The following is a 21,052-nucleotide window of genomic DNA, read 5'->3' as shown; positions in this document are numbered from 1 at the left end:
AGTGACATGAGTTAGGGAGGCCCTCGAGTGTCATCGGGGCAGCAGGCACGCGCACAAGCGGCTGCGATCACACCAGGGGGGCAGTCGTCCGGCGAGGTCCGTCCTCCGGCCGACCGGCTCCTCGCGCTCTTCGACGGACGCCGCCTGTCACCGGGCCAGCGCCGCATCGCCCAGTACCTGATCGACCACCTCACCGAGGCGGCGTTCCTCTCGATCACCGAGCTGGCCGAGCGGGTGGGCGTGAGCCAGCCGTCGGTGACCCGCTTCGCCGCCTCCCTCGGCTTCAGCGGCTATCCCGCCCTGCGCGACGTGCTGCAGCCGATCGCGCTCAGCGCCATCGCCGGCGCCCCGGACACCCGCGCGCAGATCCGCCGCAACGAGCTGCAGGAAGCCGTCGACGCCGAGATCGAGAACCTGGAGAACGTGCGCCGACTGCTCGCCGACACCGACCAGGTGCTGGACATCGGCCGTGAGCTGGCCGCCTCGGTGCCGCTGACCGTCCTGGGCCTGCGCATCTCGGTCTCGCTCGCGGAGTACTTCGCGTACGCGGCCCGGCGCATCCACCCCGACGTACGCCTGGTGACCCGGGGCGGCAGCGTCGCTTTCGACGCGTTGCTGCAGTCCAGGGCGGCCGGCGGGACCTGGGTGCTGGCCTTCGCCATGCCCCGGCACGCCAAGGAGACCCTGGCCGCCATCCGCGCCGCCCGCAGTACGGGGCTCCGTGTGGTCCTGATCACGGACCCCACCCTGGGGCCACTGGTGGACGAGGCGGACGTGGCCCTGACCGCGGGGACCGGATCGAGGCTGGTTTTCGACTCGTACGCGGCGCCCGGCATGCTGTCCGCGGCTCTGTTGCAGGCGATGGCCGACGCGGATCCGGAGCGGACCCAGGCGAGACTGGAGAGCTACGAGCACGTGGCCGACCAGCACGGCTTCTTCCTCTAGCCCCTCCTGGCCTGGTTCACCAGGCGATATTCAGCCCTCGAAGTGCATGAAATTTTTCATACTCTTGCTTACTCGACGGTATATATGTTTACTGACGACGGCGCTCCGGATCCACCAGATGCCAAGGAGGACCCCCATGTCCTCCCGAACGTACTCGCGGTACGACGAACCTCCTCAGGTCGCGACCGCGTGTCGGGTCCAGGCTTTCGGATCCCCGCAGAGCGCCCATGGCGGCCTCGGTCAACCCCTGGGCCGAGGCCGCCCCCAAGAACGTCTCGATCAGAGTTCGACACCACTCGGAAGTGACGAGAATGCCTCAGACGGCCACGTTTACCCTCAGCCCTGACTGGCCCATGCAGGTCAAGGCACCCGGGACGCACGACTGGGAGCGCACGGCCACTCGTTGGCTGCGGGATCTGCTCCCGGCCCGCTACGGCGGCTACCTGACCCTCACCCGCCACCACGCGCTCCTGGCGCGGCACGTCCAGCTCCAGTTGCAGCACGAGATGCGCGCGGTGCGGGCGGCCCTGCAGACCAGCCGCGCCGAGCTGCCGACCATGGGCATCGCCGAGTCGGTCATCGAGAACTCGATCAGGATGTACGCCGTCGAGCTGGAGCAGCTCGGCCGGCTCGCCCGCGGCGCACGCCTGGTGTCCGACGCGCTCCTCGTCGGCACCCCCGCCCAGCGCCGGCGCTGACCCTGCTCACGGCCTCTGCGTCGGCTGCCAGGAGCGGAGCCGGGCGGCCACGTCGAAGACGGTGGCGCGCAGCATGCGGATGTCGGTGATGAGGTCGCGCCACTGCTCGTAGCTGGCGTCCACCGCCTCACCGGAGGCCTCGATGTACGCGACCGCGACCCCGTAGGCGAAGTACTCGTTGGAGTCGGGGAGCGGTCGGAGCAGCACGATCGCGTCGAGCAGGGCGGCGGCACGCCAGTAGGCGTCGGGGTCGTCCACTTCCAGGCTCGGCGTGTTCACCCGGTGCCGGGCCACGGCGGCGACCAGCGCGGAGTGGTCGGCCACCGCCACGTCCTTGAACAGCGCCTCCTGCCGCTCCAGCAGCCAGCGGTGATCGATGTGCAGTTCCACGCTCCCGAGTATCCCCGCCCGGGGCCCGGCCGTGGGGCTTTTCCGGTCGGGCGGGGACGCGCGCGGGACTACGGCTTGGGCAGCGTGCAACCCGGGCGGCTCAGGTCGATCTTGTTGCCGGGGGCTATGCAGGGGACGACGATGTACGTCTGCTGCGCGTAGTTGATGCCCTGGCGGACCGTCACGTTGCCGTTCTGATCGACCTCGCACGGGTTGTTCACCGTGCAGCGGGCGCCGTCCTCGTTGCCCGTGTTGTTGACGGCGACGACCTTGCCGGTCGCCGTGTCGACCACCGGTGACCCGGAGGTGCCACCGATCGTGTTGCAGGCGGAGGTGTAGCGGACCGAGTCCTTCCAGGTCCAGTCACCCTCCTTGAGGCGGTAGGCGAAGCCGTCCACGTTGCAGCTGTAGATCCGCTTCCAGTAGCCGGAGACCACCTTGATGGCCGAGCCCTGGGCCGGGCGGGCGGCGTCGAGGGTCAGCGCGGTGATGCCGTACTGGCTCTGGATCTGGGCGTAGGTCCGGGTCAGCTGGTAGATCGAGATGTCGGTGTCGGTCATCGTCGCGTACGCGACCTTGCTCGCGCGGAGCGTACCGACCTTCGACCCGGCCGAGTTGAGCAGCGAGAACGAGCGGCTGGACGGACGGTCCTTGACGACCTCGCCGGCCGCCGGGAAGCCCGACTCCAGGCAGTGCCCGTTCGACAGGACCAGTGCGAGGTCGTTCGGCTGCGAGCCGGGTGCGCGGACGACGGATCCGGAACAGTTGCTGAGCGCCACGGTGCCGGCGAAGTTGACCGCCACGGCGGTGGCTTCGGGGGCGGTGGGTGTGGTCGTGGACGTGGTGGGCGCGGCCACGGCGGGGGGGACCGCCGCTCCCAGCAGGAGCAGGGAGAGTAAGGCGCCGGTGAGAGGCTTGTTCATGTGGGGGTTCCCCTCTGAGGACAATGCGACCGAAGATCCTCCGGTTGTCATGTGCATTGTTGAGACACCGTCCTCAACTCGCAAGACCGCATCGCCAGTTGACGACGGTTGCGCAAGAGGGGCCCCGGACCGGACCGAAGGCGTCGATAACGGACCGTGCACAGGTGTTCCGCACCGGTGGCTCCGCCTCCTACGGTCGGGGCAGCACAGTTCCGGATCAGGAGGCAACGTGAAGCGCGAGATCGACATCGACCAGCTGGTGGCGGCGATGAAGGCGGTCGACGAGGCGGGGCGGCTCTTCGAGGAGGCCCGCGCCGTGTACGAGGCGCGCGGCCTCAAGAGGATCAGCGACGACTTCAAAGTGGCGGGCGGCTCGGTCCAGACCCTGCAGGGCGCCGAGGAGATGGCCCTCGGAGCCCGCAAGTACCTCGCCGAACTCGCGCTGATCGCCGGCTACGCCGCGGCCGGCCTCCAGGAGCGCGCGGGAGAGAGACCGGAGGCGGCCCGCGCCGGCTTCCCGGGCCTGCGCGGCGGCGGCGCCCGCATGGGTCGCCCGCTGCTCGACCCGACCCTGGAGGGACTGCGACTGCTGCTGGCCGTCGACTTCTTCGAGCCCGACTTCAAGGCCGGGATCGAGGAGGTCCTGCAGGCCGAGAAGGCCACCTACCCCGACCCCTCCACGCTCCGCATCCCCAAGCGCGCCGACCGCGCCGCCACGGTCGGCCGTACCCCCTGACACCCTCGGGGTGCCGGGCCGGGCCGACGGGGCGAGGCTGGAGACATGCATCACGCACCCGTCGTCGTCCACCGGATCCACCCGTCGGGGGGCCGCCAGGTGACCCTGCGAACCTCGAACGGAGAGGAGTCCCTGGGCCTGGCCCGCTCGGACGCGGACGTCATCGAATTCTTGCGCCGCGCCGGCATGCCGGACCCCGACGACGTGGTCCTCGGCGCCGCCGAGCTGCTGGACTGGCAGGGGGACACCCCCCACGTGTACGAGGCCGACCCGCCCACCGACGACCTCCCTTAGTACGTGGGGGGTGTCCTCCTGGTCCGGTCAGCCGTGGTGCACGGCCTCCAGGTCGGCCAGATCCGCCTCCGACAGCCGTAGCGCCCCGGCGGCCACGTTCGCGTCCAGGTGGTCCGGGTCGCCCGTGCCGGGAATGGCCAGAACGTGCGGTCCCCGCCCGAGCGTCCACGCCAGCCGTACCTGAGCCGGGCTCGCCCCGTGCGCCCGGGCGACGGAACGCACCCCTTCGTGCTCGGCGCCGCTCGCGCCCGCCTGCCGTCCGGTGCCGGCGATGGAGTAGAAGGGGACGAAGGCGATGCCCAGTTCACCGCAGGCGCGCACGAACCCGTCGTGCTCGGGCCGCACCCCGATCCCGTACATGTTCTGCACACAGACCACGGGCGCGATGGCCCGGGCCTCGGCGAGGTGCTCGGGGGTGACGTTGGAGATGCCGAGATGGCGGATGAGGCCCGCGTCGCGGAGCTCGGCCAGCGCGCCGAAGCGCTCGGCGATGGAGTCGGTCCCGACGATCCGTAGGTTCACCACGTCGAGGTGGTCGCGGCCGAGCTGGCGCAGGTTCTCCTCGACCTGGCCGCGCAGCAGCTCCGGGGTGGCGTGTTCGAGCCAGTCCCCGGAGGGACCCCGGCCCGGCCCGACCTTGGTGGTGATCACCAGGTCCTCCGGGTAGGGGGCCAGTGCCGCGTTGATCAGCTCGTTGGCGGAGCGCAGCGGCGAGAAGTAGAACGCGGCGGTGTCGATGTGGTTCACGCCGAGCTCGACCGCCCGACGCAGTACGCCGATCGCCTGGCCGCGGTCCCTGGGCACGGCGTCCTCCGCGAACGCCTCGCCCGTCTGTGGCAGGCGCATCGCGCCGAAGCCGATCCGGTTGATCTTCAGGTCACCGAGGTTCCAGGTGCCGGCCGCGTCCGCGGTCATCGTCTGTGAGGTCATGCCCGGATGATCCTCACCGGGTAGGCTGCCAGGCCATTGATTAGGGCATGACTGAATCCTCGGGGTGGACGTGCGGGCGGAACTGGCTTTCTCCGTGAGCGATCTCGCGCAGATGCGGTTCGCCGTCTCGCCGATGTGGGAGGTCGGACCCAGCTACCGGCTGCTGGCCTCCGGGGCCACGCCCCACGTGCACCGGCCCTGGATCGACCAGGTGAGGCCGCGGCTGGCGGCCGCCGGCCTCGATCGGGGCTGGCTGGCCGAACTGATCCCGCCCTCGGGGTACGTACCGGACTTCCTCAACCCGGCGCCCGCCGGACCGGCGCCCTCCCTGGCGGAGGAACTGGCCACGGTCCGGGCCACCCCCACCGCCCGGGTCCGCCAGGACCTCGACCGCCTGCGCCAGGAACAGGGACGCCTGGGCCCGCGCACCCGGACCCTCTACACCGACCCGTCGGCCCGCCTGGTCCGGGTCGCCGAGGAGATAGAGACCTACTGGGAGCTGGCCTTGGCGCCGTACTGGGCGCGGATCCGCGCGGTGCTCGACGCCGATGTCTTCCACCGGGCCCGACAGGCCGCCGAGCACGGCGCCGGCCGCCTCTTCAACGACCTGCACCCCTCGGTGAGCTGGGGCGACGACGCGCTCCGGCTGTCCCGCCGACACCGACCCCTGTCCCGCGGGACGGCCGGCGCGGGGCTGTTGCTGATCCCCTCGGTCTTCACCGGGCCGGTGCCCTTCACCCGCGTGACGCCCCCGGAACCGCCCCAACTCGCCTATCCGGCGCGCGGAACCGGCGCCCTGTGGGAACCTCGGCCCGCCGGCCGGGCCGAGGCCCTGGCCGCCGTACTCGGCCGCTCCCGGACCCGGCTCCTGACCGAACTGGAAAGCCCTGCCTCCACCACCGAACTGGCCCGCCGTACCGGGCTCTCGGCCGCCGGAGTGTCCCAGTACCTCACCGCGCTGCGCGCGGCCGGCCTGGTCAGTGCCCACCGGGCCGGCCGCTGCGTGCTCTACGCCCGCACCTCCGTCGCGGAGTCCCTGCTGGTCGCCACGGCCGGTAAGGCGGCGGGCTTCGGTGGGGTCACGCCGCCCCGTCCTTGAGGGAACGGCCGAACTGCTCGTCCAGTACGGACAGCCGCCGCCAGTACTCGTCCTCGTCGATCTCCCCGGCGGCGAACCGCCGGCCCAGGATCGCGATCGGCGACCGCTCCCCGTAGGCGGCCGTCGTCCCGCGGCGCCCCCACCGGCCGGTGCGACGCAGCACGGTGACGACACCCACGACGACGGCCGCCCAGATCAGCGGAACGAACAGGATCCACGGACCGGGACCGTCGTAGGCGAGGGTGGTGAAGGTATCCATCGCGGTTCATCTCCTTGGAAGCGTGGACGTTTCGTCTCACCCCGAGACTCCTCCGAAAGGCTCCGCCGGTCGTCGTACGGCCGGCTGCACCCCGGGTACTTCCACGGGAGTACCCGGGCCGAAGGTCCCGAGGGCGCGAGCCGGGACGCGTGGGACAGGTGGGACCGATAGGGCGCGTGGGGTAAGAGGGTGCGATGCGCACATTCCACGCAATCCCCCGTTCCCCGTACGCCGCCACGCACGCTCGGTAGCTTCGAGATCACAAGCCGTCCGGTGTCACCAGGAACCGATCATCGGACGGAGTCCGTAGCAGGCAAGGGAGCGAATACCGATGGCGAACGTTGAGGTCTCCTTGAAGGAGACGATGACCTCGATCGAGGGTGCGATGGGAGCCGCGCTGGTGGACTACACCAGCGGTATGGCGCTGGGGACCCTCGGCGGCGGCAAGGAGCTCGACCTGACGGTCGCCGCCGCGGGCAACACGGATGTGATCCGGGCGAAGGTCCGCACGATGGAGATGCTGGGTCTGAAGGACGAGATCGAGGACGTCCTGATCACCCTCGGCGGCCAGTACCACCTCATCCGGCTCCTCAAGGGCCGGGGGCACGGCGGCCTCTTCCTCTACCTCGTACTGGACAAGGGACAGTCCAACCTGGCCATGGCCCGCCACCAGCTCAAGCGCATCGAGGCCGCTCTGGAGCTCTGACGGCGATATTTCCGCGCCCACGCATGCCCATGAGTTGAAGAATTCTTCAATCCGGCACATCTGAAACAGGTAATCGCCGGGCGTGCGTGGGCTCGGCCGTATGAATGTATGGGTGGTCGGCCGACCGGAAGACCCGCGCCCCCAGGCAAGGTTTGAAGCAACAGCAGGAGCACTCATGGGCATGCAGGTACCCCTCTACCAGGCGAAAGCCGAGTTCTTCCGCATGCTCGGACACCCCGTCCGCATCCGCGTGTTGGAACTCCTGCAGAACGGCCCCGTACCCGTACGCGATCTCCTCGCCGCGATCGATGTCGAGGCGTCGAACCTCTCCCAGCAGTTGGCGGTCCTGCGCCGGTCCGGCATCGTCGTGTCCATCCGGGACGGAGCGACCGTCAGCTACGCCCTCGCCGGAGGTGACGTGGCCGACCTCCTGCGCGCGGCGCGCCGCATCCTGACCGAACTGCTGACAGGCCAGAGCGAACTCCTGGCCGAACTCCAGCAACTGGGACCCCAGACCGACCGCACGGACAAGGTCGCCGGCCGCTGACAGCCCCGCCGGGCGACGGTCACCCGGGCGGCGTGATGACGCCCCGCCCGTACGGCCCGGCGGAGGTTGTCGATAGCCTGTTCCACCATGATGCGCGCTTGGACTTTGCCCGTACTGCTCGCGGTCTGCGGCTCGGTCGTCGGGGGTCTGACCGTCTCGTCGAGCCCCGGCACCGCCGCGGTGTTCCTGACCGCCTTCGCGGTGCTCGCGGCGGTGAACTCGCCCTTGATCTTTCCGAGGTCCATCGGCGCGCTGGAAGCGCAGCGTCGTAGCGCGGTCGACGGCCGGCCGGTCGTCTACTGGCGGCCGGGCTGCCAGTACTGCATAAGACTGCGCATCCGGCTGGGCCGCGGCGCGCGCCGACTGCACTGGGTCGACATCTGGCGTGACCCGGAAGGGGCCGCCGCGGTCAGGGCCGCCAACGACGGCAACGAGACCGTGCCCACCGTCGTCGTGGCGGGTCTGCCGCACACCGATCCGCGTCCGGAGTGGGTGCGCGAACAGCTCTCCCCTCCCGCGTGAGCGCAGGCCCCTGTTTCAGGTCGCGATGGTGGTGACGGCCTCGACGCCGTAGGTGCGCGCGTAGCCGTTCTCGGTGCCGACGAGGAGATCGACAACCGTGAAGTAGCGGTCCCAGAAAGGGGTTTCACGCAGTGCGTCGATGAGCCGCTGGTAGGCGTCGTGGTCGTCGGCCTCCCAGACCCAGACGTCGGTGACGCGGGTGGAGTAGAACTCCGTGTCGTAGAACCGTGAACGGACGCCGGTGGTCCTGGCCTCGATGGCGGGGACGACCTGGGTGACGAAGGCGTTCATACGCTCCTGGGGGGTCATGGCGAGCCACTCGGGCGTGGTCTTGATCAGCATGAACGCCGTGACGGGCGGCGTCGTCCTCTCAACCGGCATGACGGGTGCCTCCCGAGCGGACCGCGGGCGCCAGGGTCTGCGCGCACCAGTGCGGGAAGCCGGTGGCGGATCCGGTGGCCGGGGTGCGGGCGACGCCCGCGTCGAGGCCCTCGTTCTTGGCCGTCTTCATGTCGACGACACCCCGCGCGAAGGCCTCGTCGAGGCGATATCCGAGGAGGTCGGCGTACAACTCGTCGAGCGGCTGCTGTACGTAGCGGACGGGACGGCCGAGCTGTTCGGTCATGATGCGGGCCAGGTCGTCGGGGGAGAGGTCCTCGGGTCCGAGGACGGGGACGCTGTCGTTGCCGGACCACGAACGGTTGCGCAGCAGGTCGGCGGCGACGGCCGCGATGTCGGCCACCGCGGCGCGCGGGGCCTTGAGGCCGGCGTCGATGGCGTCCGTGAAGACACCCGTCTCCCGCAGGGTGTCCACGTCCTCGAGAAGGTTCTCGAAGAAGGACGGGCAGGCCAGGGCGCGGTAGGCCACGCCGGTTCCGGCGATCAGGTCGTCCATGGCGTGGGAAGCGGTGACCAGTCCGGCGCGGTGGGCGACGGATGTGCCGCGGCCGAGCGCCGAGACACCGACGACGTGGCCGACACCGTGGGCGACCAGGGCCTTCGTGGCGGGCAGGGTGAAGCCGCAGTAGGCGGCCTCGGGGGTCAGTGACGCGTCCGGGGGGACGAGCCAGAACACGGCGTCGGCGCCCTCGAAGGCGCGGTCGACGACCTCGGCGTCGCCGTGCGAGCCGACGATCACCTCGACGCGGTCGCGCACCGCGTCGGGCAGCCGGGCGGGGTCACGAACGACCACGCGTAGTTCCTCGCCGGGGGCGGAGGTGGGGTTCAGGAGCAGGGACAGCAGATGGCTGCCGATGTTCCCGGTGGGAGCGGTGATGACGATCATGGAAACCTCGTGGGTCGTGCCGGATCGGGACGACCCTCATCCTGGGGAGGGCAAGGGTGTTGCCACAATGGGAACTTGAGCACGGGATCATTGCCTGAAATGGAATAACGCCTATGAGCAGCAGTGCAGAACCTGTCATCGACGCCAATCTCGCCGTCGCGCTGGACGCTTTGCTGACCGAGCAGAGCGTCACGCGTGCCGCTGCCCGCCTGCACACGTCGCCGGCCGCCATGAGCCGTACGCTCGCCCGGCTACGGCGGATCCTCCAGGACCCGTTGCTGGTCCGGGCCGGCCAGGCCATGGTCCCCACTCCCCGGGCCCAGGACCTGCGCGAGGAGACGGCCGTGCTGGTGCGCCGCCTGGGGGCGTTGCTGGCCCCTGGCGCCGGTGTCGATCCCGCCGACCTGCGCAGCACCTTCACCCTCCAGGCGGCCGACCTGGTCGGCGCGGCGCTGGCCCCGGGAATGTCGGGGCTGGCCCGGCAGGAGGCGCCGGGGATCTCGTTGCGGTTCCGGGCCGAGGAGATGGAAGCCGGATCGGCACTGCGCGACGGCCGGATCGATCTGGAGATCGGGTCCATCGACCACGTGGACCCCGAGACCCGGATCGAAGAACTGGTCACCCTCCGGATGGCGGCGGCCGTTCGGCCCGGCCACCCTCTCACCGAAGGAACCCTGACCCCGGAACGTCTCGCCGCCGCCGAGCACGTGGTGGTCAGCCGCCGCGGCCGGTTCACCGGTCCCTTGGACGCCGCTCTGGCCGAGCTGAACCTCCGCCGACGTGTAGCCGTCGTCCTCCCCGGCCACCTGGCCGCGATGACGCTCGCCGCCGGCAGTGACATCGTCTGCCTCGTCCCGACCGCACCCCCGGGCGGCTCCGCCTCACCGCTGACCGACGTCGCCACCGCTCTGGGCCTGCGCCTGCTGGACATCCCCTTGCCCCTCCCGCCGCTGACCATCGGTATGGCGTGGCACCCCCGCCACGCCGCCGACGGCGGCCATCACTGGCTCCGCTACGCGGTCCGCCGAACCTTGCGCGCCCCCGGCGGTTCACCTCATCCGAGGCGGCGGGACGAGGAGGGGCCGTCGTGGGCATGAGCCTGATGATCTTCAAGTTCGTCGACGGAGGCGAGGCGCCGGTGCCGCCGGACACGGCGGTGGTACGGGCCGTGCTCGAACCGCACGATGTCGGCGATCCCCGGCTCACAGTCGGGGAGGACGGGTCGATGTCATTCTGGATCCGCGCCCCGGACGGCGGAGAGGCCGAGGTCTTCGCCGATGTCCACGGCCTCGGGGTCTCCCGCCCGAACGCCGGCGACGTGTTCGCCGTCATCGCGGAACTGACCTCCCGGCTCGGCGCGGTCGTCCTCAACCCGAGCAGGGTAGGGGTCGTGTGTGGGGTGGAGGCCTACACACACCTGCCGGCGGAGATGCGCGACGATGCCGTCGTCATCGACATGACGGGCGAGGCCCTCGAAGCCGCCCTCACCGGACCACGTCGCCCCTGACACGCCTGCCGATGGTGGGCGGCGAGGTCCCGAGCGGACGGTCGGCCCGCTGTGAGCGGGGCGCTGGTCCTCAGCCGAGCCAGCCGGGGCGGACCAGGCCGGATTCGTAGGCCAGGACGACCAACTGGGCGCGGTCGCGGGCGCCCAGTTTCACCATGGCGCGGCTGACGTGCGTCTTCGCCGTGAGGGGGCTGACGACCAGGCGGCGGGCGATTTCCTCGTTGGACAGGCCCATGCCCACCAAGGCCATCACCTCCCGCTCCCGGTCGGTGAGTCGGCCCAGCCCGGCCGCCGTCGCGGGCTGTTTCGAACGGGCCGCGAACTCCGCGATCAGTCGGCGGGTGACACCCGGGGACAGCAGGGCGTCGCCCGCGACCACCGCGCGGACCGCCCGCAGCAGTTCCTGCGGTTCGGTGTCCTTGACCAGGAAACCGGAGGCGCCCGAGCGGATCGCCTCGAAGACGTACTCGTCGAGCTCGAAGGTGGTGAGCATGACCACCCGCACGGCGGCCAGGGACTCGTCCTCACCGATCCGGCGGGTCGCGGCGAGTCCGTCGAGCACCGGCATCCGGATGTCCATGAGCACGACGTCGGGGCGCAGTTCCCGGACCAGCCGTACGGCCTCGTCGCCGTCGGACGCCTCGCCCGCCACCTCGATGTCGGGCTGGGCGTCGAGCAGGGCCCGGAACCCTGCCCTGACGAGCAGTTGGTCGTCGGCGAGCAGTACGCGGATCACTGGTCCTCCTCGAACGCGTCGGCCTGGAGCGGGAGTACGGCGATCACCCGGAAGCCGCAGTCCGGTCGCGGGCCGGTTTCCACGGTGCCTCCGAGAGCCGAGGCCCGCTCACGCATCCCGACCAGGCCGTTGCCGCCACCACTCGGGGCGCCACCCGGGGCGCCGCCCGTGGCCGGGCCCTCGTCGTCCACCTGTAGCTCCACGGCGTGCGGCCGCCAGGTGAGGCGGATCCGCGCGGTGCGCGAACCGGAGTGGCGCACCACATTGGTCAGCGCCTCCTGGAGGATGCGGAAGGCGGCGAGGTCCACGCCGGGCGGCAGCGCCCTCGCCTCCCCCTCGGCCGCGACGTCCACGCTCAGCCCGGCCGTCGCGGCCTGCTCCACGAGCTCGGGGAGGCGGTCCAGGCCGGGCGCGGGGGAGCGCGGCGCCTCACCGGGGGAGCGCAAGGTGTCCAGGACCTGTCGGACCTCGCCCAGCGCCTCCTTGCTCGCCGCCTTGATGGTGGCGAGCGCCGTACGGGCCTGTTCGGGATCGGAGTCGAGCAGGGCCAGCCCGACCCCCGCCTGCACATTGATCACCGAAATGCTGTGCGCGAGGACGTCGTGCAGTTCCCGCGCGATCCGCAGCCGCTCCTCGTCCACCCTGCGTCTCTCGGCCGCCGCCCGCTCGGCCCGCTCCCGGGCCCACTGTTCCCGGCGTACGCGGACCAGCTCCGCGACGGCGAGCACCGCGAGGACCCATGCGGTGGCGCCCACCTCCTGGGCCCAGGGCGTCGGGCCGTCCCCCGAGGGCGGGAGCCACCGGTAGAGCCAGTGCCCGATGAGCAGGTGCCCGGCCCAGAACAGGCCGACGGCACCCCAGGCGGCCCGGCGGTGTCCGGCGACGACGGCGGCGAAGCAGGCCAGGGCCAGACCGAGGAACACCGGGCCGTACGGGTAGCCGGCGCCCACATAGACCAGGGTGACGACGCTGACCCCGTACGCCACGGCCACCGGGTGCCGGTGCCGCACCACGAGCAGGGCGGGTCCGATCAGCAGCAGGAGCCGGGCGAAGCCGTCCAGCGCCACCCGCCCGCTCTGCGCGTGCGCCGCCCACCCCGCGCCGATCTGCGTGAAGACGGCGACGAACAGCGCCGAGCGCCAGGCCGGGCCCCGCCCGGTCCGCTCCACCCATCGCCGCCACGGGGGACCATGGCGTTCGCGCAGCTCGTCCATACGGCCACGCTAGACGGCGTCCCCCGTCACCCGCGTCACCCCGGCGTAGCGTTTCAGGCGTACTCCCCACGTAGTACCCGTACCCGACTTTTCGGCCTTGCGGACGACGGTCCGGCCGGCGGCGAGGTCCGGCCGGTACCTGCTGGTGGAGGCGGGCGGATCAGGCTAGGTTGCACGCAAGCGGAGGCTGTCGTGGACATCCGCCCCCGACACCCGCCGGCTGCCCCACTGACGTAAATTGTCCAACGGCCCGCCGGGTAAGGCCGGGCAAAAGGTACGAGTTGGGGCAGGTGTGGGCAGGACATGGCGCGACGCGGACGGATGGAAGCGGACCGAGGTGTCACCTCCGCCGCGCCCGCGGTGCCGGGATCCGCGATAGCCGCGGCGGCCGACGGCGGGAGCGCGGCCCGGAGCTGGCTCCGGCTGGGTCGGGACGGCCGACTCACCGCCTACGCGAGCTGCGCGGACGGCCTGGTGCGCTGGACCGAGTCCGCGCCCGGCTCCGACATCTGGCAGGGCCCCGAGCTGTTCCCCGTAGAGGGGTGGGCGGGCCGGTTCACGCTCGCCCAGGACTCCAACGGGTTCGTCTGGTTCGCCGGCACCCGCCACCGGGAGGGGGCGCCGGGCGGCCGCGAGCTGATCATCGCCACCCAGTACCAGACCGGCCGCCCGCTGGGCGACTGGCGCGCGGTGGGCAACCCCTTCCCGGAACGTAAGCGGCGGCAGGAGCACGGGCCGGAGCGGGGTCAGGGCCAAGGCCAAGGCCAAGGCCAAGGCCAAGGCCAGGCCGGGAATCAGGACCCGTCCGAGGCGGAGTCGGGGGCGCCCCTGCCCCCGCCCGGCGACCCGATCGTGCTCCCCGACGGCACCGGCGCGCTCCACGTCCTCTCCACCCGGTTCGGCGTCGGAGCGCGCGGCCGGACCCGGCGCGCCGACGGCGCATGGGTCAATTGGGCCGACTACCAAGGCAAATGGGTGCGTGGAGCCGTCGTTCCCCTGGTGACCGCCCAGGGCCGGGCCGAGTTCCTGGTCACCTTCCGCGGCGGGGCCTCGTACTGGGGGCAGGACATGCCGGGAAGCGACTTCAGGTGGCTCGGGCGGATGAAGGCGGACGCCGTCGAGGGGACGTACAGCGCCTACGAGACGGGACCCGGCACCGGCACCTACTTCTGGCGGCACCCGGCGGACGGCGGCGTCATCGCCTACCGCCCGCAGGCCCCCGCCGGCGTGGCGCCCGCGCTCATGCCGCTGGGCGGCGCGGGCGGCGTCGGCCCGGTGGACGTCGCCCGTACGGCCATCGGCGGCTACGACTGCACCGTCCTGCTGCAGCGGGGGGCCGAGGGCTACCCGGAGATCGCCGCCTACCCGACGGAAGGTGAGCAGTACGGCACTTGGTGGGCCCCCGTTGGGGACCGGTGCGCGGGGCTGCCGGCCATCTCGCTCGACGCCCGCGGCTCGGTCACGATCGCGATGATCGACATGGACGGCGGACTGCTGATCGCCCGGCAGGATCGGACGGACCCGGGCCTGGCCTTCGGTCCGTGGTGTCGGGTGGGGTGATCCACCTCACCCGAACGGCCGTGCTGTGGCGATTGAAGCAACGCATCCGCATGCCGCACCCTGGCTACAGGCGGAGTTGACCTCCCCCACGGACGTGGGAGGTCGCCGCTCATTCGCATTCGTGAAGCTCTGAGCCCGTGAAGAGCCCATGAACACTTGCTCGCCATTAAGTGATTGGCCTACGCTGCGCACACGCTGTCAAGGTCGTATAAGTGTGCGGTCGAATGCGGTGGGGTGGGTCGAGTGTCCGGGGAGCGGTGGGTGACCAGATTCCGGGGCGGGTCTGGCGGCGTGTCCCGGCAACTTCCGGTGCGCCGTGAGAAGTGTGTCTATCGAGGAGCTTTCTGAGTGGCAGGTATGCCCCGCCTGAGTGTTGTCGTGCCCTTCCAGGATGTTGAGATATACCTCCAGGAATGTCTGGAATCGATAGCCAGGCAGACGTTCTCCGCGCTCGAAGTGATCATGGTCGATGACGGCTCGACCGACTCTTCGACGGCGATAGCCTCCGACTTCGCCCGCCGCGACCCCAGGTTCAGGCTCCTGCGCCAGGATTCGATGGGGCCGGGGCACGCCCGTAATGTCGGCATTCGAGCCGCTCATCCCCAGGCCGAATTCCTCGCGTTCGTCGACGGCGACGACGTCATACCCGAGTACGCCTACGAGCTGCTCGTGCAGACCCTCGAAGGGTCCGGTTCCGATTTCGTGTCGGGCAACGTGCAGATGATGAACTCCACCAAGCGGTGGCAGTCCCCCCTGCACAAGGCGCCCATGCAGAAGAGCAGGCGCGGCACGCACATCACCAAGCTGCCGGACCTCATCTACGACCGCACCGTATGGAACAAGGTGTTCCGGCGGTCCTTCTGGGACTACCACTACATCGCGTTCCCCGAGGGCGTCATGTACGAGGACTCCTGGGTCAACATGTTCGCCCACTTCCGGGCCGCCAAGGTCGACATCCTCACGGACATCGTCTACTTCTGGCGTCGGCGCGAGGGCGGTGCGGCCCCCTCCATCACCCAGCGGCACACCGAGTTCAGCAACCTCCAGGACCGCGTCTCCGCGGTCCGATCGGTCAGCCGCTTCCTCGCCGGCCACCGCGCGCGGTCCTACTCGGACCACAAGCGCAAGTACGACCTGGCCTGCCTCAAGTCGGACCTGATGCTGCATCTGAAGGTGCTGCCGGACGCCGACGAGGAGTACCAGGACGCCTTCATGCAGTGGGCGAACGAGTTCCTGGACGAGGCCGACGCGGACATCATCCAGGAACTTCCCGCCGACGCCCGGGTCAAGTGGCTCCTGGTGCGCGAGGGCCGCCTGAAGGAACTGCTCGACGTCGTCGAGTTCGAGCGCAAGGGCGGGCCCCTGCCCGTGCAGCGCCGCTTCCACCGCTACCTCAACTACCCCTACCTCGGGGACCGTTCGATCGGCCTCGACAAGAGCGCCTACCGGCTCGACAAGGAACTCTCGCTCCACGGCTCGCTGATCCGGGCGGGCTGGGACGACAAGGACCAGCTGACCCTGGAGGGGTCCGCGTACGTCCGCTTCATCAACGTGCACAAGCGGCACATGTCGATGAAGGCGATCGCGCTGCGCAACAAGAAGCAGGGCCGCGTCGTCGTCGCCAAGGCGAAGACCACGTACTACCCGCAGGCCACCGAGTACTCGAACCAGAACCGCTACTGCTACGACTGGTCCGGCTTCCAGGTCAGCTTCGACACGTCCCGGCTCAAGCGCAAGGGCGTGTGGGTCGAGGGCACGTGGGACGTCGCGGCCGGCGTGCTCAGCCGCGGCCTGTTCCGCTACAAGGGCATTGCCCGGGGCGGCGCCGGCAGCGCGGCCAACCCGCCCTACCGGTACGTCGACAAGAACATCCGCGTGGTGCCCCTGTTCCTTCAGGGCAAGCTCAAGCTCCGCGTCGAGACCGTCCGTTGCCGTATCACCCGGCACCGGATGGTCGGCGACCACATCGAGCTCGGCGGTGTCTACCTCGGTGCCAAGCTCCCGGAGTGGGGCAAGTTCCGGGTGACCAGCATGAGCGGCGCCGGCCGCCACGACTCGTGGGTCCACTTCACCCCCGGCGGCGAGGGGTGGTACCTCTTCGTCACCCGCATACCGGTCAAGGCCCTCGTCCCCGGACACCGCACGAACTCCTCGGACGGGGTCCCCGAGACCTGGAACACCGGAGCCAACGGCTGGAAGACCACCTTCCACGTCGAGGGACGCAAGGCCGCCATCTACCCCGTCATGGCGGAGGACGCCACCGACGGCCACTACCGGATGCCGGCCGGGCTGCAGACCGACGGCGGCGACCGCGAGGTCTTCGTGCACCGCAACGGCTCCGGCTACGTGGTCCTGTTCGAACGGGACACCCTGCCGCTGGCCAAGTCCGCGACCTGGCGCGCCGACGGCTCGCTGGAGGTCGTCGTCGGCTACGCCGCTCAGGACATGCTCGACGCGTCCGAGTACGCCATGGCGCACGTCGTCGTCCGTTCCCGCGCCCACGGCGCGGAGCGCGTCGCCCCGATCACCTGGAACGGCGACGAGTTCCGCTTCGTCGTCACCCCTGCAGCGATGCGCACCCTGGCCGGCGACATCCCGCTCGCCTCCGGCCGCTGGGACTTCTTCCTGCGCCGTCAGGACCATTCCGCGGTCGCCCCGGAGCAGCGCACGAGCGACCTGATGATCAAGATGACGCAGGATCTGATCCCGACCCTGCCGCAGGACATGGCCAGCAACGAGCGCCGCTACGAGCTCCAGTCGGAGGCCTACGACCGGCTCTCCCTGCTGGTCCACTCGGCCATGCCGGACGAGGCCCGCGGCCCCTACCGGCAGAAGCTGATGCGCACCAAGGCGTATCCGGCGGCCCGCCGGCAGCCCGTCACCCAGGCCGTGCTGTTCGACGCGTTCAAGGGGACCCAGTACTCCGACAGCCCGCGCGCGCTGCACGAGGAGTTGGTCCGCCGGGGCCTGGACCTCGAACACCTCTGGGTGGTCCGCGACGACCAGGTGGAGGTACCCCCCACCGCACGCCCCGTCCGCATGTGGTCCCCGGACTGGTACGAGGCCATGGCCCGGTGCAAGTACATCGTGGCCAACAACCACATGCCGGACTGGTTCGAGAAGCGCGACGGGCAGATCGTCGTGCAGACCTGGCACGGCACCCCGCTCAAGCGCATCGGACACGACATCGAGGCCGTGCACTTCGCCGACAAGCGGTACCTGGAGCGCGTGGAGAAGGAGGTGCAGAACTGGGACATGCTGGTGTCCCCGAACAGTTTCAGCACCCCGATCCTCAAGCGGGCCTTCCAGTTCCCCGGCGAGATGGTCGAGAGCGGCTACCCGCGCAACGACATCCTGCGCCGCGCCGACTCCGGTCGGCGGGCGGCGGAAGTGCGCCGCCGCATCGGCCTGCCGCCGGGCAAGAAGGCCATCATGTACGCGCCGACCTGGCGCGACGACCAGTTCTACGCACCCGGGAAGTACAAGCTCGACTTCCGCATCGACCTCGACGAGGCCAAGGCGCAGTTGGGCCACGACCACGTCCTGCTCGTACGGCGCCACCCCAATGTGGTGGACCCCGTACCGGGCGCCGGCGACGGCTTCGTCTTCGACGTGTCCGACTACCCGGACATGGCGGACCTCTCGCTCATCGCCGATGTGATGATCACGGACTACTCCTCCCTGATGTTCGACTTCGTCAACACCGGGCGGCCGATCCTCTTCTTCACCTACGACCTGGACCACTACCGGGACACCCTGCGCGGCTTCTACTTCGACTTCGAGCAGTCCGCCCCCGGCCCGCTCGTGTACACCTCCCCGGAGCTGATCGGGGCGATCCGCAACATCGACCGCATCCAACAGGGCTACGCCGCCCGCTACCGCTGGTTCCAGCAGGAGTTCTGCGACCTCGACGACGGTTACGCCTCGGCCAGGCTGGCCGACCGCATCCTGATCGCCGGCGGGGACCTCGACCCCGCGCGGGCCCAGGCCCCGGCCGTCGGCGCGGCCGGCGGCCGCGCGGCGGGTCCGGCCGGCCAGGCGGGTCGCCGGGCCGACGCGGGTCACGCGGCTCCGACGACTCAGGCGGGTCAGGCAGGTCAGGCAGGTCCCTGGAACGGAGGCACCCTCGGTCAGGTGCCGCGCCAGCCGGCGAGAAGAATGGATTCCGAGCATGTCTAAGACAGCCCAGAGCACGCGCCGCGTCTTCACCGGCGTGGACTCCTCGGGGGCGGTGCCCATCGAGTACCGGTTCTCCCACGCGCGGAACGGCAATCGCCATCTGGTCGTCGTCTTCGCGAACCGCTACGCGACCAACGAGTACGGCTGGGCCAACGGGAAGCTCGACCTGCTGCGTTCCAACATCCTGTGGGTCCGCGACCTGTTCGACGGCGCGAACACCTACTACCTCTGCAAGGGGATGGACTTCTCCCTGGAGCAGTCCGTCGCCGGGCTCATCTCGCGCGTCATGAGCGCCCTGTCCCTCTCGCCGGACCAGGTGACCATGTTCGGCAGCTCCAAGGGCGGCAGCGCGGCCCTGTTCTACGGCCTGAAGTACGGCTTCAGGAACATCGTGGCCAGCGTGCCCCAGTTCCAGATCGGCACCCGCGTCAAGGAGGGCAACCCCGAGGCCGTCCGGGTGATGATGGGCGAGGCCACGGAGCAGAACGTACGCGTCCTCGACTCGGTCCTCCCGGACCTGGTGCACAGCGGGGCGAACCGCTCGGCCAACATCTATCTGGTCAGCTCGCCCCAGGACGAGCAGTACGCGAGCCAGGTGGAGCCTTACCTCAGGCTGTTCCAGGGCCACGAGAACTTCAACTTCGTCTACAACGACTCTCCCCTGATCACCGACCACGGGAAGGTCACCCTGCGCAACCTCCCCACCCTGATCGGACTGTTGAACCTCCTCGTCGAGGGCATCACCCCCCGGTTCGGCATGGTCCGCAACGGCTACGAGGAACCGCAGCGCGACACGTCAGCGATCGACGCGTACCTGACGCAGACCTCCCTGGTGCAGCGCGACGAGTCCTTCCCCCGGCCGGTGGTGCTGACGCCGACGACGGAGGAGCGGGTCCCCGCCAACACCGTCCGTTTCACGGGCACCGCCGTGGGCGCCGTACGCGTCAGCTTCTGGCAGGACGGCAAGCACAAGGGCTCCGCCCCCGTCGCCGCGGACGGCACGTGGGTCTGGGAGCGCAGCACCCCTTGGCCCAAGGGCAGGCACGTCATCAGGCTGTTCGCCGCCGACGCGAGCAACTACCAGACCGAGCGCACCGAAGTGGTCTTCACCGCCGTGGAGAACGCGGCCGCGGCCCTGCCCGAGTACGAGCCGGCGCCCCCGCCGCTGCCGCGGCCCGAGCAGCGCCTCGTGCTGACCGTGACCGCGCCGGCCGCCCACCAGCAGGTGCCGGGCCCCGCCGTCGGCTTCGCCGGCTACGCCCCGGGTGCCGTCCGCGTGGACTTCCAGGAGGGCGGAGCGGCCCTGGGGACGTGCGAGGTGCGGGCCGACGGGACCTGGACGTGGGAGCCCGGCTGGGCCTGGAACCAGGGCGACCACTTCGTCGAGGCCATCGCGGTGGACGCCGTCGGCAACCCCTCGCCGTGGACGGCCGTCCCCTTCACCCTGATCATGAGCTCCTACCCCGTGCCCGCGCAGGGGGCGTACTTCAACGCACGGTACTGATCGTGGCCGGGTCTTCGGGCGGCCGGGTCACCCGCATCACCAGCGGCCGGTGGTCGGACGCCTTGGTGTCCACCACCTCGCAGTCCGTGCGGGGGAGCCGGGTGAACAGGTAGTCGATCTTCGTACCGTCCTTGAGGGTGGGGCGCCCCGCCCGCGAGCCGCCCTTCTGGTCGCACTCGCGGTAGGTGGTGTACGCCTCGGTCGGCCAGATCCAGGCGGACGTGTTCTTGTCCTTGTCGCCCACCGGCGGCGGGGTGTTGAAGTCCCCGCCGAAGACCGTTGCGCCGTCCGTCGACGCGGCGGCGACCAGTGAGCTCAGCTGGTCGTCGCGGAAGTCCCAGTCCGGGTGCTCGTCGTCGCTCTCCCGTAGCGACAGGTGCGCGTTGCACACCCGCACCCGCTGGGCCGGGACCCGCGCGCACAGGATGCCGCGGTGCAGTCCCACCGTCGGCTGCTCGGTCGGGATCGCCTCCACGTCGGTGAGTTGGGAGCCGGCCAGCAGGCCGTAGCCGGCTTGCCCCTTCCCCTGTCCGGTGCAGTCGACGGACCTACGGCTGCCGGCCGCGTCCACCTCGGCGTACGGCTCGAAGGCCGACTGCCACTGCGGGCCGAGGCCGTGGGCGAAGGAGACCAGGTCCTCGGAGCACACCTCCTGCAGGAGCAGGACCTGGACGTCGGAGTCATCGATCAGGTCGCGCAGTTGCTTCAGCTTCTCCTTCGGTCCGCCGGTCTTCTCGCAGCTCCACTGCCGTACCCCGCACATGTTCCAGGTCGCCACGGAGACGTCGTCGGCCGTCCCGGCGCCCCCACCGGCGCCCGCCACCGAAGCCGGGGTCTGTGCCGATGTGCACGCCACCGCGGTCAACAGGCCCAGGGTCGTCACCGCGCGGCCGAACCGGAGGCGGAGCGACCGCCGCCGCGACCACCGCCCGGTCTCCATGTGTCTCTGCATGCGGACATCATTGGGTATGAGCCGGTCAGACCGTGCATCGGGCCCGGTGTGAGCCGTTGCGCATCG

At 70.5% G+C, this 21,052-nt stretch carries 22 protein-coding genes; 13 read left to right on the top strand and 9 right to left on the bottom strand.

Features of this window, described 5'->3' with window-relative positions; translation table 11 throughout:
- Positions 1-27 precede the first annotated feature (27 nt).
- Positions 28-945, top strand: coding sequence for a MurR/RpiR family transcriptional regulator (locus BCL76_RS25940; protein WP_030758662.1), 918 nt, complete (start codon positions 28-30; stop codon positions 943-945).
- 311 nt (positions 946-1,256) lie between these two features.
- On the top strand, positions 1,257-1,643 hold the full coding sequence (locus BCL76_RS25935) for a hypothetical protein (RefSeq protein WP_030725700.1): 387 nt from the start codon (positions 1,257-1,259) through the stop codon (positions 1,641-1,643).
- A 6-nt stretch (positions 1,644-1,649) separates the two neighbouring features.
- On the opposite strand, the gene BCL76_RS25930 is transcribed toward BCL76_RS25935, so the two are convergent.
- Both BCL76_RS25930 and BCL76_RS25925 read right to left on the bottom strand, forming a co-directional pair.
- On the bottom strand, positions 1,650-2,033 hold the full coding sequence (locus BCL76_RS25930; RefSeq protein WP_109781801.1) for a toxin Doc: 384 nt from the start codon (positions 2,031-2,033) through the stop codon (positions 1,650-1,652).
- A 68-nt stretch (positions 2,034-2,101) separates the two neighbouring features.
- Positions 2,102-2,956: a S1 family peptidase gene (locus BCL76_RS25925; RefSeq protein WP_109781800.1), complete on the bottom strand. Its 855-nt coding sequence runs from the start codon at positions 2,954-2,956 to the stop codon at positions 2,102-2,104.
- 229 nt (positions 2,957-3,185) lie between these two features.
- Between BCL76_RS25925 and BCL76_RS25920 the strand changes: the two genes are divergently transcribed.
- Positions 3,186-3,692 (top strand): hypothetical protein, encoded by a 507-nt coding sequence (locus tag BCL76_RS25920; protein ID WP_109781799.1) that lies wholly within the window; start codon positions 3,186-3,188, stop codon positions 3,690-3,692.
- A gap of 45 nt (positions 3,693-3,737) precedes the next feature.
- On the top strand, positions 3,738-3,986 hold the full coding sequence (locus BCL76_RS25915) for a hypothetical protein (RefSeq protein ID WP_109781798.1): 249 nt from the start codon (positions 3,738-3,740) through the stop codon (positions 3,984-3,986).
- Positions 3,987-4,013: 27 nt separating this feature from the next.
- Here the strand turns inward: BCL76_RS25915 and BCL76_RS25910 are convergent, their stop codons facing one another.
- The gene (locus BCL76_RS25910) at positions 4,014-4,916 is read right to left on the bottom strand and encodes an aldo/keto reductase (RefSeq protein WP_109781797.1); all 903 of its coding nucleotides are present in this window, start codon (positions 4,914-4,916) and stop codon (positions 4,014-4,016) included.
- A 112-nt stretch (positions 4,917-5,028) separates the two neighbouring features.
- Here BCL76_RS25910 and BCL76_RS25905 point away from each other — a divergent pair, with 112 nt between their 5' ends.
- A complete protein-coding gene (locus BCL76_RS25905) occupies positions 5,029-6,015 on the top strand; it encodes an ArsR/SmtB family transcription factor (protein WP_181382748.1) in 987 nt (328 codons plus the stop codon).
- On the opposite strand, the gene BCL76_RS25900 is transcribed toward BCL76_RS25905, so the two are convergent.
- Entirely contained in the window at positions 5,996-6,274 is a 279-nt protein-coding gene (locus BCL76_RS25900; protein WP_109781796.1) for an SHOCT domain-containing protein, read from the bottom strand. The two genes, BCL76_RS25905 and BCL76_RS25900, sit on opposite strands and share 20 nt — an antisense overlap.
- Positions 6,275-6,605: 331 nt before the next feature.
- Between BCL76_RS25900 and BCL76_RS25895 the strand changes: the two genes are divergently transcribed.
- The 3 genes from BCL76_RS25895 (at position 6,606) to BCL76_RS25885 (ending at position 8,049) form a co-directional block, all read left to right on the top strand.
- On the top strand, positions 6,606-6,980 hold the full coding sequence (locus BCL76_RS25895; protein WP_030725676.1) for a hypothetical protein: 375 nt from the start codon (positions 6,606-6,608) through the stop codon (positions 6,978-6,980).
- Between the two features lie 181 nt (positions 6,981-7,161).
- Positions 7,162-7,527, top strand: coding sequence for an ArsR/SmtB family transcription factor (locus tag BCL76_RS25890; protein ID WP_030758679.1), 366 nt, complete (start codon positions 7,162-7,164; stop codon positions 7,525-7,527).
- Between the two features lie 87 nt (positions 7,528-7,614).
- The gene (locus BCL76_RS25885; protein WP_109781795.1) at positions 7,615-8,049 is read left to right on the top strand and encodes a glutaredoxin domain-containing protein; all 435 of its coding nucleotides are present in this window, start codon (positions 7,615-7,617) and stop codon (positions 8,047-8,049) included.
- A 15-nt stretch (positions 8,050-8,064) separates the two neighbouring features.
- Here the strand turns inward: BCL76_RS25885 and BCL76_RS25880 are convergent, their stop codons facing one another.
- Positions 8,065-8,430, bottom strand: coding sequence for a darcynin family protein (locus tag BCL76_RS25880; RefSeq protein WP_109781794.1), 366 nt, complete (start codon positions 8,428-8,430; stop codon positions 8,065-8,067).
- The gene (locus BCL76_RS25875; RefSeq protein ID WP_109781793.1) at positions 8,420-9,334 is read right to left on the bottom strand and encodes an NAD(P)H-binding protein; all 915 of its coding nucleotides are present in this window, start codon (positions 9,332-9,334) and stop codon (positions 8,420-8,422) included. The genes BCL76_RS25880 and BCL76_RS25875 overlap by 11 nt, the downstream gene beginning before the upstream one ends.
- A 113-nt stretch (positions 9,335-9,447) precedes the next feature.
- On the opposite strand from BCL76_RS25875, the gene BCL76_RS25870 reads away from it, so the two are divergent.
- Positions 9,448-10,431: a LysR family transcriptional regulator gene (locus BCL76_RS25870; protein ID WP_109781792.1), complete on the top strand. Its 984-nt coding sequence runs from the start codon at positions 9,448-9,450 to the stop codon at positions 10,429-10,431.
- Complete coding sequence (locus BCL76_RS25865; protein WP_146228426.1) at positions 10,428-10,841, top strand: hypothetical protein; 414 nt, start codon at positions 10,428-10,430, stop codon at positions 10,839-10,841. The genes BCL76_RS25870 and BCL76_RS25865 overlap by 4 nt, the downstream gene beginning before the upstream one ends.
- A 70-nt stretch (positions 10,842-10,911) precedes the next feature.
- Here BCL76_RS25865 and BCL76_RS25860 read toward each other — a convergent pair whose 3' ends face one another.
- Positions 10,912-11,577, bottom strand: a complete 666-nt coding sequence (locus BCL76_RS25860; protein ID WP_030758691.1) for a response regulator — start codon at positions 11,575-11,577, stop codon at positions 10,912-10,914.
- Positions 11,574-12,791: a sensor histidine kinase gene (locus tag BCL76_RS25855; RefSeq protein ID WP_109781790.1), complete on the bottom strand. Its 1,218-nt coding sequence runs from the start codon at positions 12,789-12,791 to the stop codon at positions 11,574-11,576. Before BCL76_RS25855 ends, BCL76_RS25860 begins: the two co-directional genes overlap by 4 nt.
- A 303-nt stretch (positions 12,792-13,094) precedes the next feature.
- Between BCL76_RS25855 and BCL76_RS25850 the strand changes: the two genes are divergently transcribed.
- The 3 genes from BCL76_RS25850 (at position 13,095) to BCL76_RS25840 (ending at position 20,034) form a co-directional block, all read left to right on the top strand.
- A complete protein-coding gene (locus BCL76_RS25850) occupies positions 13,095-14,351 on the top strand; it encodes a hypothetical protein (protein ID WP_146228425.1) in 1,257 nt (418 codons plus the stop codon).
- Positions 14,352-14,708: 357 nt separating this feature from the next.
- Entirely contained in the window at positions 14,709-18,530 is a 3,822-nt protein-coding gene (locus BCL76_RS25845; protein ID WP_109781788.1) for a bifunctional glycosyltransferase/CDP-glycerol:glycerophosphate glycerophosphotransferase, read from the top strand.
- Positions 18,523-20,034, top strand: a complete 1,512-nt coding sequence (locus BCL76_RS25840) for a hypothetical protein (RefSeq protein WP_109781787.1) — start codon at positions 18,523-18,525, stop codon at positions 20,032-20,034. Before BCL76_RS25845 ends, BCL76_RS25840 begins: the two co-directional genes overlap by 8 nt.
- Here the strand turns inward: BCL76_RS25840 and BCL76_RS25835 are convergent.
- The gene (locus BCL76_RS25835) at positions 20,018-20,986 is read right to left on the bottom strand and encodes an endonuclease/exonuclease/phosphatase family protein (RefSeq protein WP_109781786.1); all 969 of its coding nucleotides are present in this window, start codon (positions 20,984-20,986) and stop codon (positions 20,018-20,020) included. The genes BCL76_RS25840 and BCL76_RS25835 overlap by 17 nt on opposite strands.
- Positions 20,987-21,052 lie beyond the last annotated feature (66 nt).

Source organism: Streptomyces sp. CG 926 (assembly GCF_003148825.1).
GTDB lineage: Bacteria > Actinomycetota > Actinomycetes > Streptomycetales > Streptomycetaceae > Streptomyces.
This window is presented reverse-complemented; position numbering and strand designations above follow the sequence as displayed.

What these genes read in the sequence shown, in the direction of transcription:
- BCL76_RS25935 (WP_030725700.1), top strand. Translation starts at nt 1,257, where the DNA reads ATGCCTCAGACGGCCACGTTTACCCTCAGCCCTGACTGGCCCATGCAG.
- BCL76_RS25925 (WP_109781800.1), bottom strand. Translation starts at nt 2,956, where the DNA reads ATGAACAAGCCTCTCACCGGCGCCTTACTCTCCCTGCTCCTGCTGGGA.
- BCL76_RS25915 (WP_109781798.1), top strand. Translation starts at nt 3,738, where the DNA reads ATGCATCACGCACCCGTCGTCGTCCACCGGATCCACCCGTCGGGGGGC.
- BCL76_RS25910 (WP_109781797.1), bottom strand. Translation starts at nt 4,916, where the DNA reads ATGACCTCACAGACGATGACCGCGGACGCGGCCGGCACCTGGAACCTC.
- BCL76_RS25905 (WP_181382748.1), top strand. Translation starts at nt 5,029, where the DNA reads ATGCGGTTCGCCGTCTCGCCGATGTGGGAGGTCGGACCCAGCTACCGG.
- BCL76_RS25900 (WP_109781796.1), bottom strand. Translation starts at nt 6,274, where the DNA reads ATGGATACCTTCACCACCCTCGCCTACGACGGTCCCGGTCCGTGGATC.
- BCL76_RS25895 (WP_030725676.1), top strand. Translation starts at nt 6,606, where the DNA reads ATGGCGAACGTTGAGGTCTCCTTGAAGGAGACGATGACCTCGATCGAG.
- BCL76_RS25890 (WP_030758679.1), top strand. Translation starts at nt 7,162, where the DNA reads ATGCAGGTACCCCTCTACCAGGCGAAAGCCGAGTTCTTCCGCATGCTC.
- BCL76_RS25885 (WP_109781795.1), top strand. Translation starts at nt 7,615, where the DNA reads ATGATGCGCGCTTGGACTTTGCCCGTACTGCTCGCGGTCTGCGGCTCG.
- BCL76_RS25880 (WP_109781794.1), bottom strand. Translation starts at nt 8,430, where the DNA reads ATGCCGGTTGAGAGGACGACGCCGCCCGTCACGGCGTTCATGCTGATC.
- BCL76_RS25875 (WP_109781793.1), bottom strand. Translation starts at nt 9,334, where the DNA reads ATGATCGTCATCACCGCTCCCACCGGGAACATCGGCAGCCATCTGCTG.
- BCL76_RS25870 (WP_109781792.1), top strand. Translation starts at nt 9,448, where the DNA reads ATGAGCAGCAGTGCAGAACCTGTCATCGACGCCAATCTCGCCGTCGCG.
- BCL76_RS25865 (WP_146228426.1), top strand. Translation starts at nt 10,428, where the DNA reads ATGAGCCTGATGATCTTCAAGTTCGTCGACGGAGGCGAGGCGCCGGTG.
- BCL76_RS25855 (WP_109781790.1), bottom strand. Translation starts at nt 12,791, where the DNA reads ATGGACGAGCTGCGCGAACGCCATGGTCCCCCGTGGCGGCGATGGGTG.
- BCL76_RS25850 (WP_146228425.1), top strand. Translation starts at nt 13,095, where the DNA reads ATGGCGCGACGCGGACGGATGGAAGCGGACCGAGGTGTCACCTCCGCC.
- BCL76_RS25845 (WP_109781788.1), top strand. Translation starts at nt 14,709, where the DNA reads ATGCCCCGCCTGAGTGTTGTCGTGCCCTTCCAGGATGTTGAGATATAC.
- BCL76_RS25840 (WP_109781787.1), top strand. Translation starts at nt 18,523, where the DNA reads ATGTCTAAGACAGCCCAGAGCACGCGCCGCGTCTTCACCGGCGTGGAC.
- BCL76_RS25835 (WP_109781786.1), bottom strand. Translation starts at nt 20,986, where the DNA reads ATGCAGAGACACATGGAGACCGGGCGGTGGTCGCGGCGGCGGTCGCTC.